Below are 17808 nucleotides of genomic sequence, written 5' to 3'. Positions count from 1 at the left end.
GGCGGGTTCAGGCGGCGGGGGCCGGGGCCGGAGCGGGAGCGGCCGTCGGGGCGTGCGTGGGCGTGGGAGCCGACGTGGGCGTGGGAGCCGGCGTCGGTGTGGGAGCCGGCGTCGGTGTGTCGGCGATATGGGACACGAGGTCGCCGACCGTCATGGCCAGGATCTCCTCCATGTCCTTCTCGGCCAGGAACGCGATCAGGTCCACCGCTGTGCCGTACCGCTGCTGGAGCAGCTCGGCGAGTGCGACGAACTCGATGCTCTCCAGCGCCAGGTCCTCGTTGAACGTGGTCTCCAACGTGACCTCGTCCGCGAGGAGGAACTCGTCGCCGACCGTCTCGACGAGCATGGCGGTGATCTCGGCGAGTATGCGTTCGGCCGTGGGGTCAGATGCCATGGCTGGCCTCCGTCGGGGTGGGGGTGACTGAGCGGGCGGGAGTGCGGGCCGGGACGGTCCACGCGACGACGAAGACCTCGGGTGGGGCGTCCCGGCCCGGCCGGTCGTGGACCGTGCTGATCCGAACGGTGTGGCTACGGCCCTCGGGAGAGGTCACACGGAGCCCGGTGAATCCGTCGGTGACGGTCCACTGCCGCAGACGTCCGCCCAGGCCCGTGCCCTCCGCCTTGGCGGCGGCTTCCTTGGCGCACCAGAGTGTGGTGAGCGCCTGCGCGAGGCCGGACCCTTCCCGCGCGGCGAGTTGCCCGGCGAGTCGCCGCTCGTCGGAGGTGAGCGCGATACGGCTCAGTGCGCCGGGGTCGTCGGTGACGGCCTCGATGTCGATGCCAACAGCCTGGGCGGGATGGGCGTACGCGACAGCCAGCCGGTCCTTGTGGGACAGGGAGAGCCGGATTCCGGCGGCGAGCGGGCCTTCCGCGCGGGGGCGGCCGTGTTCGTCGTTGCCGACCGGGATCTCCACGGGGAAGAGCGGCCCCGCGCCGTCGTCCCACAGGAGCTGGCGCACCGCGTCCTTCGCGGCGATCCGCCCGAGCAGCCAGGCCGCGCGGGCCCGCGGCGGGCGCTGCTCGTACACCGCGCGCTCGGCGGCGCCCAGATAGCGCCGCATCACCAGCTCCTGCGAGGCGGGGTCGGTCCAGCGGCGCCGCGCCAGGCACCAGCCGCCGGGCTGAGGCTCGCCGATACCGCAGATCTCGGGGGTGAACTTCATCGGCCACACCCGCTCGTCGGCGGCGAAGCGCCGGTACGTCCAGCCTTCCAGGCGGGCCCAGAGTGTGCCGTCGGCGGAGGTGAGCTCCACGTCGCCCCGTACGGAGCCCGGCCGCACGGCCCGGATACGGGCGGTGGCGCGCAGGAGTTCGCCGTCGCGGGGTGCTGGTCCGTACAGGCGGACCCGCTCCAGCGACGCCGGGAAGACCAGCCGGTCGACGGTGAGGCGCAACTGCATCCAGTGCCCGAGCAGTTGCCCGGCGGCATCCAGCAGCGCGCCCGGCGCGGGCAGGGCGCGCAGCAGCCCGCGGATACCGTCCTCGGCGACGGCGGTCACTTCGTGCACACCGGCGAAGCCGGGCCCGTGGAACATCCATCGGTCGCGGTAGAGGGCTTCGGCGCTGACGGGCGGTGGTCCTTCGCCGGTGAGTGGGGCGGGGTCGGGAGCGGGGCGGGCGGTGTGCCGGTCGGCGAGCACGACGGTGACGGTCGCGCACCCGCCTATCTCGACGCGTACCCGGTCGCTGCCGTCGGTGGCGGGTGTCGCGGTGATGTCCGCATCGACGGGCGGAGCGACGGGCAGCCAGCGCAGGGCCCTTACGTCGTCGAAGCCGGCTACCACCCGTCCGGGCACGGATTGGCGTGCGGCGTCGGCGGCCAGCTCGAGCAGCGTGGTCATGGGGACGACCGGGAAGCGGTCGGAGGGCTCGGGCCAGGTGTCGGGCTGGAGATAGACGCAGTGGTCAAGGACGTACGGCATGGTCTCGAGAGAGAGCCGACGCCGGGTGCGGTGGGGAGGGGGCGGTGCGGGGGCGGCCGGGACGCGGGAGACGGCCGGTGCGGCTTGCTGCCGAGAGCTGGTTCTCGCGGCGGGCGGGGCGGGGACCCCGACAGCGGGCGGGGCTGCGACCCCGGGCGCGTACGCCGCCGAGGACTGGCGGGCACTCGGTGCCACGGCGGGGGCCGCTGCCCGGCTGGCTTCGACAACGGTGCGTGCCGCGCCCTCTGTCTCCTCCAGTACGGCGTCCAGGGCCGACAGCAGCGCAGGATGACCGGCGCCGGGTGACCGGGTCGGGCGGGTCGGACCGCCCAGGTGCAGCGCGGGCACGGCGCCGCCCATGCTCACCAGCGGGGAGCCGAGATCGAGCCGTACCAGACCGTGCGCGGAGGCGACAGGCGCGGCGTGCGCCGCCGGCTCGACGGTTGCGGCACCGTCGAGCCGTACGAGGCTCTGCGCGTCGGCCGTGCGCCTGTCGGGTGGTGCGAGCGCGGCCGGCGGGACGGGGGCGGCATCAGCAGAAGCCGGCGCGGGAACCGCCCAGGCCCGCACTGCGGGCGCAGGCGGCTCGTGCTCCCTCAGCCGCTCCCAGCGCGGATTCAGCCCCTCCGTCCACAACGCCGCAGACAGCCGCCGCAGTTGGTCAAGGCCGCTGCCGCCGCGGGCCGCGCCCGCCGAGACCGCGAGGTGCGCCCGGCCGTGCAAGGTGTCCCCGACGAAACCGGGGAGGCTGCCAGGACCCATCTGGACGAAGGCCCGTACGCCCTCCGCGTACAGCCGCGCCGTCAGCTCCCGGAAGCGCACCGGCTCCAGAAGGTGGCGCAGCACCACCTCCCGGACTTCGTGCTCGGGCTCCGGATACGCGGTGCCCGTGGTCGCCGACCAGACGGGCACGGTCTGGGGACGCAGTGGCAGCGCGGCGAACGCGGCGCACACCTGGTCGAGATACGGCGCCCACATCGGCGTATGGAAGCCCGATCGAAAGGGCAGCTCCTGGGCGAGCACACCCTCGGCGGCCAGCCGGGTCAGCGCTTCGGCCACCGGACCGGGCTCGCCGCACAGCACCGACTGGTGCGGGCAGTTGTCATGGCTGACGGCGACTCGGTCCAGCCCGCGCAGCGCGTCGGCGGCCTGGCGCGCACCGCAGCCGAGTGCTGCGTACACCAGATCGGGAACGTCGAGATCGCCCGGCCGCAGCGAGTCGAGGAAGGTGTCGACGGCGCGCTGCGGGTACATCCCGGCGACCACCATGGCGGTCCACTCGCCGAGGCTGTGCCCGGCCAGGAGGTCCGCCTCGATGCCGAGTTCGGGGAGGACGCGGGCGAAGAGCCGTCCGACGGCTATGGCGTCGACCGCCCGTTCCACCAGCGTGCCGCCGCCTGTCAGGGCGGGTCTCGGCAGTCCGAAGCGGTCGGCGACGTCGTCGACGCAGGGGGTGAAGTCCGGTTCCAGGCCCGGGAAGAGGAACGCCAGTCGGCCGGCACCGCGCCCGAGGAGCGGACTTGGAGTGAACCAGACGCCGCCGCGGCCGCGCCACGGCTTCCCTCTGGCGACGACCGCCGCTGCAAGAGCCCGGCGCTTGGGTGTGAGTCCGAGGACGGCGAGGCGGCAGGGGCCGTCGGACCGCGGCGCCGCAGGGACCTGGCTCGAGGCCGACAACTCCTGGACCAGGCGCGCAAGTTCGCCTGAGGACGCGGCGGCAAGCAGAGTCATCGTGGCTTCCCCTGCCTCGGAGGCGGCCGCCGGTGCGCGCTGCTCGTCCGGGGCCGGCGGGACCCTCTCCTGGCCGGCCCGGCCCCCGGATCTCCCGGGGCCCCGGGAAACCGGCTCGGCGACACGCTGCGCCGCATACCGGTCGCGCCGTCGTCCGGGGGCGGCAGCCGACGCCGGGGCCCCGGGCGCCTCCTCCAGCACCACATGCGCATTGATCCCGCCGAAGCCGAACGCATTCACGCCCGCCCGACGCGGTGCCCTCCCCCGCTCCCAGGGCTCCGCCTCCGTCACCGGGCGCATACGCGTACGGGCGAAGTCCTCGTGCGGGTCGTCGAGATGGAGGGTCGGCGGCAGGATCCCGTCGTGCACGGCGAGCGCGGCCTTGATCAGCCCGGCCATCCCGGAGGCCTGCATGGTGTGGCCGAGCATCGACTTCACCGAGCCCATCGCGACCGGTTCGACGCCCGCCGCGGGAGGACCGAAGACCCGGGCCAGGGTCGCGAGTTCGGCCTCGTCGCCGACCGGCGTCCCGGTGCCGTGAGCCTCCAGCAGGCCGAGTGCGTCGGGCGCGGCCGGGTCGAGACCGGACCGCGCCCAGGCCTGGGCCAGGGCGCGCACCTGGCCGTCCACCAAGGGGCTCATCAGGCTCGCCGCCCGGCCGTCACCGGCCACGCCGACTCCTCGTACGACGGCGTAGACGCGGTCGCCGTCGCGTTCGGCGTCGGCCAGGCGCTTGAGGAGGACGACGCCGGTGCCTTCGGACAGCAGCGTGCCGTCGGCGCGCCGGTCGAAGGGGCGGATGTGCTGGCTCGGGCTCAGCGCTCGCAGTTGGGTGAAGACGCTCCACAGGGTGGCGATATGGCAGTGGTGCACCGCCCCGGCCACCACCAGATCGCAGCTGCCGCCCGCCAGCAGGGCGGCCGCCTGCTCGACGGCCAGCAGGGAGGAGGCACAGGCGGCGTCGAGAGTGTAGGCGGGGCCGCGGAAGTCGAGGCGATTGGCGGTACGCGCGGCGGTGAAGCTGGGGACGAGGCCGATGGATGCCTCCGGCCGTTCCGGGCCGAGGCCGGCCTGGAAGGCCTCACGGACGGCCGTGATCCGGTCCTCGCCCAGCTCGGGGGCGAGTTCGCGCAGGGTCGCCGCGAGTTGGTGGGCGGTGCGCACGCGCTGGTCGAGGCGGGCGGTGGCGACGCCCATGAACCCGCCGCGGCCGAGGATGACCCCGATCCTGGAGCGGTCGGCGGGCAGCCGCTCCTCGCCTCCGGCATCGGCCACGGCCTCGGCGATGACGCGCAGCGCGAGCAGCTGGTCGGGCTCTGCCCCGGCCACGGCGGCGGGCATGATGCCGAAGCGGGTCGGGTCGAAGGCGGCGAGGCCGTCGATGAAACCGCCGCGCCGGCAGTAGAAGCGGTCGCTGCGGGCGGTTCCTTCGGCGCCGTGCGGGTCGTAGTAGACCTCGGGGTCCCAGCGACCGGGCGGTACGTCGGTGATGGCGTCCGTGCCCGCGAACAGGTTGGTCCGGTAGGCGGCCAGGTCGGCGGCGCCGGGGAAGACGGCGCCCATGCCGACGATGGCGGCGTCGGCCGGGCGTGGGCCGCCCCGCGCGTCAGCCACGGCGGGCCTCGCCCGGCACAGAGCTCTCTTCCGCGAGGAGTACGACCTGGCCCCCGGTGCCGCGCGCCAGCTCGGCGAGGAACGCGGCCGTGCCTTCGGCCGGGTCGATGAGCGGGATGCCGCGGCTCGCGTACATCCGTTCCAGCTCCGGCGTCACCATTCCGCCGGCCTCGGCCGCCCAGGGGCCCCAGTCGACGGCGACGACGCGGCCGGGGAAACGGCGCGACCAGGCGGGGGTGGCGGCGAGTGTGTCCAGGGCGTCGTTGGCGGCCGCGTAGTCGGCCTGACCGCGGTTCCCGAAGACACCGGCGACGCTGCCGAAGAGGGCGAGGAAGGCCGGTGCGGGGGCGTCGCCGTGGTCGGCGGCGGCGTCGGCGAGGTGCCGGGCGCCGTCGACCTTGGTGGCGAACACCCGCGCGAAGGAGGCCGGGTCCTTGTCGCTGAGCAGCTTGTCCTGGATGGTTCCGGCGCCGTGCACGATCCCGTCGAGGCGGCCGTGACGTGTGCGTATGTCATCCATGACGGCTCGTACGGCATCGGAGTCGGTGACGTCGGCCGCGTGATAGCGCACGGAGGCGGCAACGCCGTTGAGGGCGGCGAGGGTCGCGCGGATCTCGCGTGCGGCCAGGATGCGGGACGCTGCCGCCTCGATCTCGGCGGGGGTGCGCAGGCCCTGACTGACGAGAGCCGCGCGCAGCGCGACCCGGTCGTGGGCGTGGGCGACGGCCGGGTCCTCGGCGGCGTCGGGGGGCGGGGTGCGGCCGATGAGTTCGATGTGGCAGCCGGTGGCAACTGCGAGGGCGATGGCCGTACGAGCGGTGATGCCGCGGGCTCCGCCGGTGAGCAGTACGACAGCTTCGCGGCCGAACGGGAGCTGTGGCGCCGGTGCGGTGTCGGTGAGGGGAGCGGGGACGGTACGCAGCGTGTTGCGGGTGCCGTTGGTGTACCCGACGGCCACCGGCTCCTCGGGCGCGCACAGTTCGGCGATCAGATGTGCGGCGATCCGCTCGGGACGGTCCTTGGGGTCGACGTCCACGGCGCGTATCTGGGTGCCGGGGTATTCGATCGCGGCGGTACGGGCGAATCCGTAGAGTCCGGCGCCGGGGATCGGGTCCGGGTCGGCGGAACCCGGGGAGCCCGGTGCGTCGGGTGCGTCCGGTGACTGCGCGGTTCGGCCGAACGCTCCGCCGCAGCCGGTGACGAGCAGCAGTCGGCGGGTTCCCGCGATCAGGGTCTCGCGCAGTGCGGCGAAGGCTTCCGGAAGCACGGGGGCAGGGGCGGGCCGCAGCGCGCTGAGGTCCACGACACCGTCGGCGTCGGATCCTGCGGCGTCGGCCAGGCGGTCCTGGTGGACGGTACGTACCTCGGCGCCCCGGGCCTCGAGCGCCGCGGCGAGAGCGACAGCGACCCCGAGTCCGTCGTCGACGACGGCGAACCGCCGGCCGGGCAGTACGTCGGCGGGGTCGCGGGTCGCGGGCGGACCCACGGGCGTGACCTCGACCAGGAGCCGCGCGGGCCGGGCGGGGCTCTGTTCGGTGACCGGGCTCGGCGCCCGGCCCGTGGCCGGATCCTGCACCGCGTCCGGGGGCCGGTCGCCGCCCGCAGACCGTCCTGCGCCAAGGCCCGCACCCGTGGCCGGGACCAGGCCCGGGACCACCCCCGGATCCGTCATCGCATCCGTCATCGCATCCACTGCCGGATCAGTGGTCGTGCCACGCGCGACGATCCAGTCGACGATTCCGCTGATGGTCTTCAGCCGCGCGAGTTCCTCCACCGCCGATTCCGCCGGGCCGTCCGCGCCTTGCGGCAGCCCGATCCGGTCGGCGAGCGCACCGATGATCTCCACCCGCTTGATGGAGTCCACCGAAAGGTCGGCCTCCAGGTCGAGGCCGGGGTCGAGCATCTCCCGCGGGTAGCCGGTGCGGACGTGGACGATCTCCAGTACCGCGTCCATGAGTTGATTGGGCGTCAGGGGCTGTGTGACGGCCGGGTCGGCCACGGGCTGCGGCCCCCCGTGCTCGGTCGGCCCGGAGTGCTCGGTCGGCACGGTGGCGTACGACTCGGGCTCCGGCGCGGTCGGCAGCGCCGATGGCGTTGCCGATGGCCCGCCCACCCCCAAGTAGCCCAGCAGAACGTCCCGTTGCGCGGCCACCAGTTCCCGCGCTCCGCGCAGATACTCCAGTACGGCGTCCTCCCGCCGGTCCACCGCCGCCACCGGACGGGCCACCGCCACCCGCCGGGCCGGGCGCAGCCCGCCCGCCACGGGCTCGCCGTCCGCGGTCCGTACGAGATGGCCGTCCACCAGCCATCCGGCGCGCCGCGGCGGCTCGGCGGGCAGCGCCACCGTACGGCCCGCGAACAGTGGCTCGAGGTCGATCGGCACGCCCGCCACGGCGAGTTCGGCGAGCGCGGTGACCAGGCGGTTCAGACCGTTCTCACCCTGGACGTCGAGGGGGACGGCGTTGTGCGGCCGGTCGCCCAGGATGCGGCCGACCAGGCCGGTGAGCACCCGGCCGGGGCCGGCCTCGACGAAGGTGCGCACACCGGCCGCGTACATGGCCTCGATCTGTTCGACGAAACGCACGGGCTCGGCGAGCTGACGGGCCAGCAGTTCCCGGACGGCCGCCGGGTCGGCGGGGTACGGGCGCGCGGTGGTGTTGGACCAGACCGGGACGGCGGGCGCGGTCACGGCCGTGCCGGTCAGTTCGGCGGCCAGCGCACCGGCTCCACCGGCGACGACTTCGCTGTGGAAGGCGCAGGCCACCGGGATGCGTTCGGCCGCGATACCCGCCTCGCGCAACGCGGCAATCGCGGCCTCGACCGCCGGGGTCGGGCCCGATATGACGCTCTGCCGGGGCGCGTTGTGGTTGGCGACGACACATCCGGCCGGCAGCTCGGGTATGCCGTCCGGGGCCGACGGCACTGCGGCCATCGCTCCGGGGTCGTCCCCGGCGGCGGCCAGAATCGCCTCGGCACGGCGGTCGCTGAGCCGCAGGAGGGTCTCGGTGTCGTACGCACCGGCCGCCCAGAGGGCGACCAGTTCGCCGTAGGAATGCCCGGCCGTGCAGTCAGGGCGTACTCCCAGCGACGTGAGCAGCAGATGCGCGGCGGCGCCGGCGAGGCCGAGGGCGGGCTGGGCGGTCCGGGTGTCGGTGACGGCGGCGCGCTGGGCGGCTCGCTCCTCGGAGGTGAAGGCGGCGGGCGGGAACATCGCGGCGACACGGCGCGGATCCGCGTCGTACAGCAGCGTCCGCAGGCGCGGGAACGCGATGAAGAGATCGCTCAGCATGCCCGGGCGCTGACTGCCCTGACCCGGGAAGAGGAAGGCCATCCGGCCGGGGGCGCCCGTGTCATCGGCTGCGTGAACACCGTCGCCGGAGACGAACTCCCGGGCCCGGTCCAGCTTTTCGGCCAGGTCGTCCAGGCTGGTGGCGACGACCGCGACCTGGACGGGGACCTGGGCCCGGCCCTCATCCGCGGAGCCCCCGGAGCCCGCGGAAGCGTCGGCAGCCTCGGCAGCGAGGTCGCGCAGCGGCCAGGGACGTCCCGCCGCGTCGTTCTGTTCCAGCCTGGCGGCGAGGCGGTCGATGGCGCGCAGCGCGGCCTTGCGGCCGGCGCCGCGGAAGCAGAACAGCTCGGCGGGCCAGGAGTCCAGCCCGTGCGCGGGCTCGCCGGCATCCGCGTACCCGGCGAGAACGGCGTGGTAGTTGGTGCCGCCGAAGCCGAAGGCGCTGACCGCGGCGAGCCGCCGTCCGGCGGGCGCGGCCCACGGTCTGGCCTCCGTGTCGAAGAAGAAGGGGCTGCTGTCCGGCCGCCAGTCGGGGTTGGGGCTGGTCAGGTGCAGAGTCGGCGGCCGTACGCCGGAGTGCACGGCCCGGACCGCCTTGATGAGCCCGGCCAGGCCCGCCGCACACTTCGTATGGCCGAGCTGCGACTTGACCGAGCCGAGCGAGCAGAAGCCCGGGCCGCCACCGCCGCCGAAGACCTCGGTGAGGACGGTCAGTTCGGTGCTGTCGCCCACGACGGTGCCCGTGCCGTGTGCTTCCACGAGACCGATCTCGGCGGGCGCGATCCCGGCCCGCCGGTAGGCACGTTCCAGGGCGCGCCGCTGTCCTTCGGGGCGCGGTGCGGTGAGGCCGAGCGAGCGTCCGTCGCTGGATGCGCCAACGGCCTTGACGACGGCGTAGATACGGTCGCCGTCGCGTTCGGCCTCAGCGAGGCGTTTGAGGACGAGGCAGGCGACTCCCTCGCCGAGTGCGATGCCGTCGGCGGCCGCGTCGAAGGGCCGGCACCGGCCGGTGGGCGACAGTGCGCGTACGGAGGCGAACATCAGGTAGTCGTTGATGCCGTTGTGCACATCGGCGCCGCCGCACAGCACCATGTCGCTGTCGCCGTCGCGCAGTTGCTTGCAGGCCAGGTCGAGGGCGGCGAGCGAGGAGGCGCAGGCGGCGTCGATCGTGCAGTTGGCGCCGCCGAGGTCGAGGCGGTTCGCGACGCGTCCGGCGATGACATTCGCGAGGACTCCTGGGAAGGAGTCCTCGGTCAGCCGCGGCAGTTGGGCGTCCAGTTCGGGCGGCAGCTCACCGAGGTAGCCGGAGTGGAGGGCACGGAAGCCGTAGGCGCCGGCGAGGTCGGTGCCGGCTTCGGCGCCGAAGACGACTGAGGTCCGGGAGCGGTCGAACTGCCGCTCCCTGGCGTAACCGGCGTCTGCGAGGGCCCGGGCGGAGACGTCGAGGGCGAGCAGCTGTACCGGTTCGATGCTGCCGAGCGAGGCCGGGGCGATGCCGTGGCTGAGCGCGTCGAACGGTGCGGGCGGCAGGAAGCCGCCCCACCGGGACGGAGTCCGCTCCCCTGCCCGTGCCGGGTCGGGGTCGTAGTGGGCGGCCGGGTCCCAGCGGTCGGCGGGCACTTCGCCCACGGAGTCGGTCCCGGCGACGATGTTCGCCCAGTACCCGGCGAGGTCGCCGGCGCCGGGGTAGCGGCATGCCATGCCGACGACCGCGATGTCGAGCGGGGCTTCTTCGTGCGGAGCGGGCTCGGCCGAAAGACCCCGGAGCTGTTCGGCGCGCTCGGCGAGCAGTGCCGTCGCGCCATCGGTCACCTGGGCGTGCAGGGCGGCGACCGTGGTCGTGTCAGTGCGTGCGCCGGCGATCTGGCCGAGCATGTACAGTCCCTCGCCGCGCTGTTCGTCCTCGTCCACCGGAACGGGTCCCGCAGCGGTGTGGCGCAGGCCCTTGCTGGCGATACGCAGCCGCCCGAGGTTGAGTTTCTCCAGCTCCTCCCAGACCTCGTTCGGGCTCGCGCCGTCCTGCCGCAGCCGCTGCGCGGTGGCGGTGAACGTATCGGCGTACGGTGTGGCGGCGCAGCGTGTCGCGTGCCCGGGCGCGGTGCGGAGCAGTGTGGTGGTGTCGCAGTCGAGCGCTGCCCGCTGAAAGCCCGGCAGTACGGCACCGGCGGCGACGGCCTCCTCGGTGAACAGGTAGGCGGTGCCCATGAGTACGCCGGTCCGGGCGCCGCGCTCGGCCAGCGGCCCGGCGGCGGCAGCGGCCATCGCCGCGGAGCGCTCGTCATGGATGCCGCCGGCGAAGAGCACGTCGAGTTCTGCGGGGTGGGGGCAGGAGAGCAGCCGCTCGATCTGCTCCTCCCAGAGCGGGAAGGCGGCACGCGGGCCGATGTGGCCGCCGCACTCGAGCCCTTCGAAGACGAACCGTCGTGCTCCCTCGGCGAGGAATTGCTCCAGAAGTCCCGGTGAGGGTACGTGCAGATAGGTCCTGGTTCCGGCGGCTTCGAGCGGGGCGGCCTGGGCGGGGCGGCCACCGGCGATGATCGCGTACGGCGGGCGCACTTCGGCGACGGCCGCGAGCTGTTCGCGGCGCAGTTCGTCCGGGGCGAAGCCGAGCAGTCCGACGCCCCAGGGCCGGCCGGCCAGGCGCTCGGCGGTTTCGGTGAGCAGTTCGCGTACCTCGCGGCCGTCCATCACGGCCAGGGCGAGAAAGGGCAGTCCACCGGCGTCGGCCACGGCGGAGGCGAACGCGGGCCGGTCGCTGACCCGGGTCATGGGTCCTTGGACCACGGGCGGACGCTCGTCCCCGGGCGGGCGCTCGCCCCCGGGCGGGCGCTCTGTCACGCGCTCTTCCGCCGGCAACCGGTCTGCGCCGGGGCGCGGCTGGAGCGGACGGGCCCGTACGGCCGCTTCGAGGTGGTCGGTGATGGCCGCCCGTACGGCCTGCACGACAGAGCCGGTCGTACGGTGGCACGCGGCGAGCCGGGCGGCGCTCGCCCCGTCCTGGCCGATGGGCAGCGGCTGGGTGTGCAGATCCCCGGCGCCGAGCACCTCGGCGATGTCCCCTTCCGGTGGTGCGAGATCCGGGCGGGTGTAGACACGGTGACCCGCGACGAGGGTGGTTTCGCTGCCGTCCATGGCACGGATCGCGGCCGCGACCGCGCGGGGCAGACCGTCCGCGCCCTCGGTGGTGAGTGCGAGCTGCGTGTCGAGTACGACGCCGGCGGCGCCGCCGGCGACCGCGGCGGCGGCCGTGTGGGGCCCGATACCGCCGGCCGCATGGACCGGGACCGTCAACCCCGGATCGGCGAGCAGGCGTTGCAGCAGTACGAATGTGGTCAGTTCGCCGACCCGGCCGCCGGCCTCATGTCCTTTGGCGACGATTCCGGCCGCTCCGGCGGCGACCGCGGCAGCGGCTTCGGCGGGGCTGACGACCTCGGCCCACACCCGGCGCCGGCCGCCGGCCGCCCAGTCGCCCGTTCCGGTCCGCCACCAGGCTTCGGTGAGCAGCACGGTGTCCACGGCGTCGGGCAGTTCGTCCGGCGTGAGCGGGCATCCGGCCGGCACCCGCACTCCGTACGACCCGTGAAGCCCGGCAAGCGCGCTGCGCGCCCGGTCGCGGTCCCTGCCGAGGTCGAGCAGGCCCAGCGCGCCGGCACGTTCCGCGGCCGCGACCATCCGGGGACGGGGCTCCTCGAACGGGCTGACCACCACGACGAGATCCCGGCGGGAGTGCCGGGTGTGCTGAGAGGTCACGGGCTCTCCTTGGGTTCCGAGCAGGGCCGGGCGGGGGAGCAGAGGCGCATTGCTTCACGGCCGCTGGGTGCACGGCACCACGGCCACGGCCGCAGCCGTGACGCTCGGATGACGACGTACCGGGGGTGTACGGGTGTCACAGGAGGAATAACCCGTCAGTAACCGCCATGCCGCGTTGAATGGTGCGGCGGTAGGCGGGCACTGTCAACGCACATCAGCCACCCATGCCACAGAGGTATGGGCTGCTGTCGGCCACGGCTCAACTCCCTTGGCCGAATGGACACTTGTTCCCCCTGGTGCCCCTTACACCCGCAAGGCCCGGCCGCTAACGTCCGCTCATGACCCCCACACTGCAACAGCTGCGCTATCTCGTAGCCGTCGCGGACTGCCGCTCCATCACCGCCGCGGCCTGCTCCGTCTATATCGCCCAGCCGGCCCTCTCCCGCTCGATCCAGTCCTTGGAACGCGATCTGGGTGTGGAACTGCTGGACCGCAGGGGCAGAGCGGCCACCCTCACCCCCGAGGGCTCGCGTGTCGTGCGCCTGGCCCGGACAGTCCTCGACTCGGTGGAGGCGATCGAGGACATCGGTCCGGCGCACGCGGGCAGTTCACGCGGCACGCTGACCCTGGCTGCCACCCCGACCCTCTCCCTCGACCTGGCCGCCGATCTGGTGCCGTCCTTCACCGAAAGCCACCACGGCATCGACGTACGCCTCCGCCAGCACGACAGCCGCGAGGCGCTCGTGCGGGCACTGATCGACGGCTCGGCGGAGCTCGGCCTGGTCGATCTCCCCGTCGACAAGGAACTCTCCACGCACCACCTCCAGGACCGCGAGGTCGTGCTCATCTCCCCGCCCGGATCAGGGCTGCCCGACCCGATGCCGTTCCGGATGCTGGGTGGACTGCGGATGGTGCTGCCGACCCCGGGCACAGGCCGGCGCACGGAGCTCGAGGCGATGTTCGGCCGCCTCGGCGTGCGCCCCGTGACCGTGGTGGAAGTGGATGAACGGCTGGCCTGGGTGACCAGCGTGACGGACGGGCGCGGCTCGCTGATCTGGTACCGGGACATGGTGTTACGGGCCTTCGGCCACCGCGTGGAGGTCCGTTCCTTCACTCCGCCGCTGCTGCGCGCCGTCGGCATAGTGCATCCGCGCGGCCCACTCAGCCGCGCCGCCCGCGCCTTCCTCTCGCACGCACGCCACAACGCGCCTGTGCGGGAGCCCGCGAGGTGAGCCGACCGGGACGGTGCCCGCCGGGTATCGGCCCCTGCCCTGCCCTGAGGGGCCCTGCGCTGTCCTGAGGGCTCTGCTCATGGCGGCAGGCACGATGCGCCCGCACCCTGTCGCGGGTGCGGGCGCATCGTCCGGTTGAACTAGGCGGGGAGGATGTTCTCCGCCTGCGGGCCCTTCTGGCCCTGCGTGACGTCGAACGTCACCTTCTGGCCCTCCTGGAGCTCACGGAAGCCCGAGGTGGCGATGTTCGAGTAGTGGGCGAAGACGTCCGGGCCTCCACCGTCCTGCTCGATGAAGCCGAAGCCCTTTTCCGAGTTGAACCACTTGACGGTTCCGCTGGCCATTTGTCCTCCAAGGGGACTCGTAGTCGGTTCCCGCACCGTGCGGGATCCGGAGGTGATCGCCCTGGCCCTCAGAGACTCTGAACAGCAAAACGCCCGTGAACTCGCGCTCACGGGCGACCGGTACTTCGGAACCATGACAGCTGAACGCGACGCTACACGGACAAGTGGCTGTAGGGCCACAACAACGATCAAGTCGTTGCGGGATGCCGCCCACGAAAGCGGCGCGAGGTCCCGGTGTGGCGCCCACCGGGACCCGCCGGCCGTCGTCCGGAAGCGGTGCTATCCCAGTTCGAGACTGGTGACGCCATAGGTGCGCGCCACCCAGGTGTCAGGGACGTGGCCGGTGTACATCCGCACGGTCTGGAAGCGGGGTGTGAGGCCGCGGGCCTTGGCCAGGGCACCGGCGGCCTGCTGCGGTTCGGGAATGTCGATGGAGACCTCCTCGTCCGGGCCGAGGTGCCCGATGAGGGTGTCGAAGAGCGCTTCGGCACCCTGAGGGGTGTCGGCGAAGAGGGGGCCGATGCGATGGCCGTCACGGGCGGGCCTGATCACTCCGTAACCGGCGATCCGGCCGTCGCGCAGGTATACGTACGCGGTGTGGCCGTCGGCGGTCAGCCAGCGGGTGAGGAAGGGGCGCCGTTCGGCCGGGAAGCACTGCCGGTCGTAGGCGGCGATCGCGTCGAGATGGGCCGAGGTGACGGGCACGGCTCCCGCTGCCGGGGTGCCGGACCGCTCGGGGCGGCCGCCGTGGCGGACGGTGTCGTTGGCGGCGGTGAACCCGGCACGTTGGTAGGTGGCGGTCTGGGCGGGTACGGCGTCCAGGCCGATGGTTCGGGTTCCGGCGTGCGGGAAGGCGGCCTGCCAGGTGGCCAGGCCCAACCCCTGACGGCGGTGGTCGGGGTGGACCAGGTAGTAACCGAGGAAGGCGAACTGCTCCGAGTAGTTGACGATCGAGATCGCCGAGACCGGCCGGGTGCCCAGGCGGCCGATGAAGAACCCGGCGGGATCGGTGGGGTGGAAGGAAGTCACGTCGTCGCGGCCGGGATTCCACCCTTCCTCGGCGGCCCACTCAACCACCTGATGCCATTCGTCCAGCGAGGCGCCGGTGACGGTGAGTCCGTCGGCGCCCGGGGCGGCGGGAGTCGGGGCCTCGCTGGTGGAGGGCGGCTGAGGGGTTTCGCCGAGGGGGTGCATACCTGCTGTTCGTCCCTTCCGATGGGGCCGGCGCGGCCGCGCGGGCGGTCTGCCGGTGCTGTGACTGGTGCGTTGCGGGTCAGATCAGGTCCATGGCAGCCACTTCGTCGGGGCTGCCGTAGCTGACAGGCCCGTGGAACCGCCGGCGGGCGGTGGCGAACCACCACACGGTGGCGATGAGCAGCACCACTCCCAGTGCGATCGGTGCGTAGTTGAACGAGTCGGCGGTGATCGGTGAGACCTGCGGCAGCATGAACAGCACACTACTGATCACGATCCAGGTCACGGCGATACCCGCGACGAGCTTGCCGTAACGACCCAGGTTCCACGGGCCGGGCTCGAAGTCGTCCAGTCGCAGCCGGAGGAAGATCGGCACGCCGTAGGCGAGGAAGAGCCCGACGACATTGACGCTCACGATGGCGGTGAAGGCGGTGTGGGACCACCAGCCGGGCAGTACCAGCACCATGGGGCAGACCGCGGCGAGCCATACGGCCTTGACCGGTGTGCGCGTACGGGAGGACACCGAATGCCACCAACGGGAGCCGGGCATCGCCCCGTCGCGGGAGAACGCGAAGATCTGGCGGGTATTGCTGGTCATGTTGGCCAGACCGCAAAACAGCATGGCACCGATCACGATCAACAGGAGCAGCTTGGCCGTGCCCGTGCCGAGTGCGTCGACGAGAATCTGCACCGGCGGCGCTGACGCACTCGCCGTATCGGCATAATCACGGATCGCGTACACCAGTGCGAGCATGAGGATCAGTCCGGTGATCGCCGAGTAGGCGATCGCACGCATAATGCCCTTCGGCGCGTTGACAGTTGCCTTCACGGTCTCTTCGGACATATGGAAGCTGCCGTCGAAGCCGGTGAACGTCCAGCTGGTGACGAGCAGACCAAGCATTGCCGCGTACATGCCATTGCTGAAACCGGTGTTATTGACGAAGTGGGTCATGAACGACGCCGGCTGATGGTGCGTGGGTATCACGATCAGCGAGGTGACGATCACCACCATGCCGATCAGCAGCCACCATACGGAGATCCGGTTCACCAGGGCGACGAGCTGCACCGTATACGTATTGGCCAGCGCCTGGAGCAGCAGGATCACCGCTGCGATGCCGACCGTCTGCTGCGCTGTCGCCTCGTAGGAGGGCCACTGCATCGCGATGAACGCCTGGATGAAGGTGGCGGCGGCGTAGTTGGTGGCGGCGGTGCCGCCCACCTGACCGACGAAGTTCAGCCAGCCCGTGTACCAGGACCATGCGCCGCGATGACGCTTGGCGAGCTTGCCCGCGGAGAAGTACAACGCGCCGCTGGTCGGGTAGGCGGAGGCGATTTCGCCCATGGCCGCACCGACGAACAGCACCATGATCGACACGCCGATCCAGCCGAAGACGAGAATCCGCGGCCCACCGGCACCCATTCCGAACCCGAATGCGGAAAAGATCCCGGAGATGATGTTGATGATCGTGAAGGAGATCGCGAAATTGTCGAATGCACGGAATCGGCGGGTAAGTTTCCGCGGATATCCCATGGCATGCAGCGTCGCGTCGTCATCGAGGGTGACAGACGTTTCGTCGTGACGGGTTTTCGAGCGAGATAGATATGTGCGCTCGGACACAATCGCAGCCTTTCTGATAGGGCTGATGGGGGGTGATTGCGCTGAAAGGAATATTTCATCGTGCACCCTGGAAGTCCGTAAACTCACCAGGGCGGTTCAGGCGGCATTGGGGATCGGCAGTCCGCATGAGCGTCTCGCTTTGGTGAGCTGCTCCGCGGGTTCACCGAACGCGCTCCAGGGCATGCGAGAGGCATACGGGCCCATCGCCGTGAAGACTTCCCGTGCCTCGAATTCGCGCTTCGCCATGTACAGCGCGTGCGCGAGGTACGCCAGGTCCAGCACCGGAGTGAACCGGTAGTCGGCCACCTGCGGAAACCAGTGGTTGTAGCTTCCCGTCGCCGTGGCGATCCACTGGGACTGCTCCCACGTGCTGTCAGCCAGCAGAGCGGACGGGTCGTAGTCCTCGACGAGCGCCACCAGCGGGAGCAGCCGAAGGGCCGAGGTGGCCGGCGCCCGGTGGCTGAGGAACGAGGCGACGTCCCATCTCGCGCTCGCCGACCCGCCGTGACGGGTGAAGAAGAAGGCCAGGAAACGGTGGTGCGCTTCGCGGTTCCAGGGGTCGAGCCGGAGAATGCGGGAGAACAGATACCAAGGGCCCGGCGGTGCTGTCAGCAGCCCTTGCGGAGCGGGATCGCGGTATCGGCGGAGGCGGGCCATGGCCAGTTGAGCCACCCATGGGGTCGGGTCCTCGGGCAGCATCTGCGCCGCTCGATCACACGCCGTCTGGGCGATGCCCACGAGGGTGCCCGCCCGTCGGTCACCGGCATCCGCCATGCGTAACGCCCGGAGCATCGCCACGCGCGCCCACAGCAGTGCCGCCTCCGCGCTCGGCTCCTCGGCCAGCCAGCGCTCGGCCAGATCGGAGTCGGCAGCCTCGGAAGCCAGCACCAGTGACCGGTGGGCCCGCACATCGAAATCGCCACGTGCCTCCCTGAGGACGTCGTGTGCGCCGAGGTACCTGCCGGCCTTCACATCAATGCATGCTCGCGCCAACTGGCGATCGTCGGCCGCCGGATGCCACACGTACTGCCCCTCAAAGGAGCCAGCAGCCACGATCCCCTCCCAATCCCGCACAGGACACCACTCACAACACACACATTTCCGGCCACTGCCG

Annotated in this window: 8 protein-coding genes; 1 reads left to right on the top strand and 7 read right to left on the bottom strand. The window is 72.3% G+C overall.

Features of this window, described 5'->3' with window-relative positions; translation table 11 throughout:
* Positions 1–7: 7 nt before the first annotated feature.
* The 3 genes from ACFWDI_RS02715 to ACFWDI_RS02705 are packed head-to-tail and all read right to left on the bottom strand — an operon-like array spanning position 8 to position 12228.
* Positions 8–394, bottom strand: coding sequence for a phosphopantetheine-binding protein (locus ACFWDI_RS02715; protein ID WP_385300908.1), 387 nt, complete (start codon positions 392–394; stop codon positions 8–10).
* Complete coding sequence (locus tag ACFWDI_RS02710) at positions 384–5267, bottom strand: beta-ketoacyl synthase N-terminal-like domain-containing protein (protein ID WP_385300907.1); 4884 nt, start codon at positions 5265–5267, stop codon at positions 384–386. The genes ACFWDI_RS02715 and ACFWDI_RS02710 overlap by 11 nt, the downstream gene beginning before the upstream one ends.
* On the bottom strand, positions 5260–12228 hold the full coding sequence (locus ACFWDI_RS02705) for an SDR family NAD(P)-dependent oxidoreductase (RefSeq protein WP_385301222.1): 6969 nt from the start codon (positions 12226–12228) through the stop codon (positions 5260–5262). Before ACFWDI_RS02705 ends, ACFWDI_RS02710 begins: the two co-directional genes overlap by 8 nt.
* A gap of 416 nt (positions 12229–12644) precedes the next feature.
* On the opposite strand from ACFWDI_RS02705, the gene ACFWDI_RS02700 reads away from it, so the two are divergent.
* Positions 12645–13538 carry a LysR family transcriptional regulator gene (locus ACFWDI_RS02700; RefSeq protein WP_362685153.1) on the top strand — a complete coding sequence of 298 codons (894 nt, stop codon included), beginning with the start codon at positions 12645–12647 and terminating at the stop codon, positions 13536–13538.
* Between the two features lie 140 nt (positions 13539–13678).
* On the opposite strand, the gene ACFWDI_RS02695 is transcribed toward ACFWDI_RS02700, so the two are convergent.
* The 4 genes from ACFWDI_RS02695 to ACFWDI_RS02680 all read right to left on the bottom strand — a co-directional run bounded on the left by ACFWDI_RS02695 (position 13679) and on the right by ACFWDI_RS02680 (position 17747).
* Positions 13679–13882, bottom strand: coding sequence for a cold-shock protein (locus ACFWDI_RS02695; RefSeq protein ID WP_326647991.1), 204 nt, complete (start codon positions 13880–13882; stop codon positions 13679–13681).
* Between the two features lie 279 nt (positions 13883–14161).
* On the bottom strand, positions 14162–15076 hold the full coding sequence (locus tag ACFWDI_RS02690) for a GNAT family N-acetyltransferase (RefSeq protein WP_385300906.1): 915 nt from the start codon (positions 15074–15076) through the stop codon (positions 14162–14164).
* A 79-nt stretch (positions 15077–15155) separates the two neighbouring features.
* On the bottom strand, positions 15156–16607 hold the full coding sequence (locus ACFWDI_RS02685) for an amino acid permease (protein WP_385301221.1): 1452 nt from the start codon (positions 16605–16607) through the stop codon (positions 15156–15158).
* A 183-nt stretch (positions 16608–16790) separates the two neighbouring features.
* Positions 16791–17747, bottom strand: a complete 957-nt coding sequence (locus ACFWDI_RS02680) for a hypothetical protein (protein WP_385300905.1) — start codon at positions 17745–17747, stop codon at positions 16791–16793.
* Positions 17748–17808: the final 61 nt, after the last annotated feature.

This window comes from Streptomyces sp. NPDC060064, assembly GCF_042736455.1.
Lineage (GTDB): Bacteria > Actinomycetota > Actinomycetes > Streptomycetales > Streptomycetaceae > Streptomyces.
This window is presented reverse-complemented; position numbering and strand designations above follow the sequence as displayed.

Coding starts and splice junctions, on each gene's coding strand:
- ACFWDI_RS02715 (WP_385300908.1), bottom strand. CDS start 394: ATGGCATCTGACCCCACGGCCGAACGCATACTCGCCGAGATCACCGCC.
- ACFWDI_RS02705 (WP_385301222.1), bottom strand. CDS start 12,228: ATGGTCGCGGCCGCGGAACGTGCCGGCGCGCTGGGCCTGCTCGACCTC.
- ACFWDI_RS02700 (WP_362685153.1), top strand. CDS start 12,645: ATGACCCCCACACTGCAACAGCTGCGCTATCTCGTAGCCGTCGCGGAC.
- ACFWDI_RS02695 (WP_326647991.1), bottom strand. CDS start 13,882: ATGGCCAGCGGAACCGTCAAGTGGTTCAACTCGGAAAAGGGCTTCGGC.
- ACFWDI_RS02690 (WP_385300906.1), bottom strand. CDS start 15,076: ATGCACCCCCTCGGCGAAACCCCTCAGCCGCCCTCCACCAGCGAGGCC.
- ACFWDI_RS02685 (WP_385301221.1), bottom strand. CDS start 16,607: ATGGGATATCCGCGGAAACTTACCCGCCGATTCCGTGCATTCGACAAT.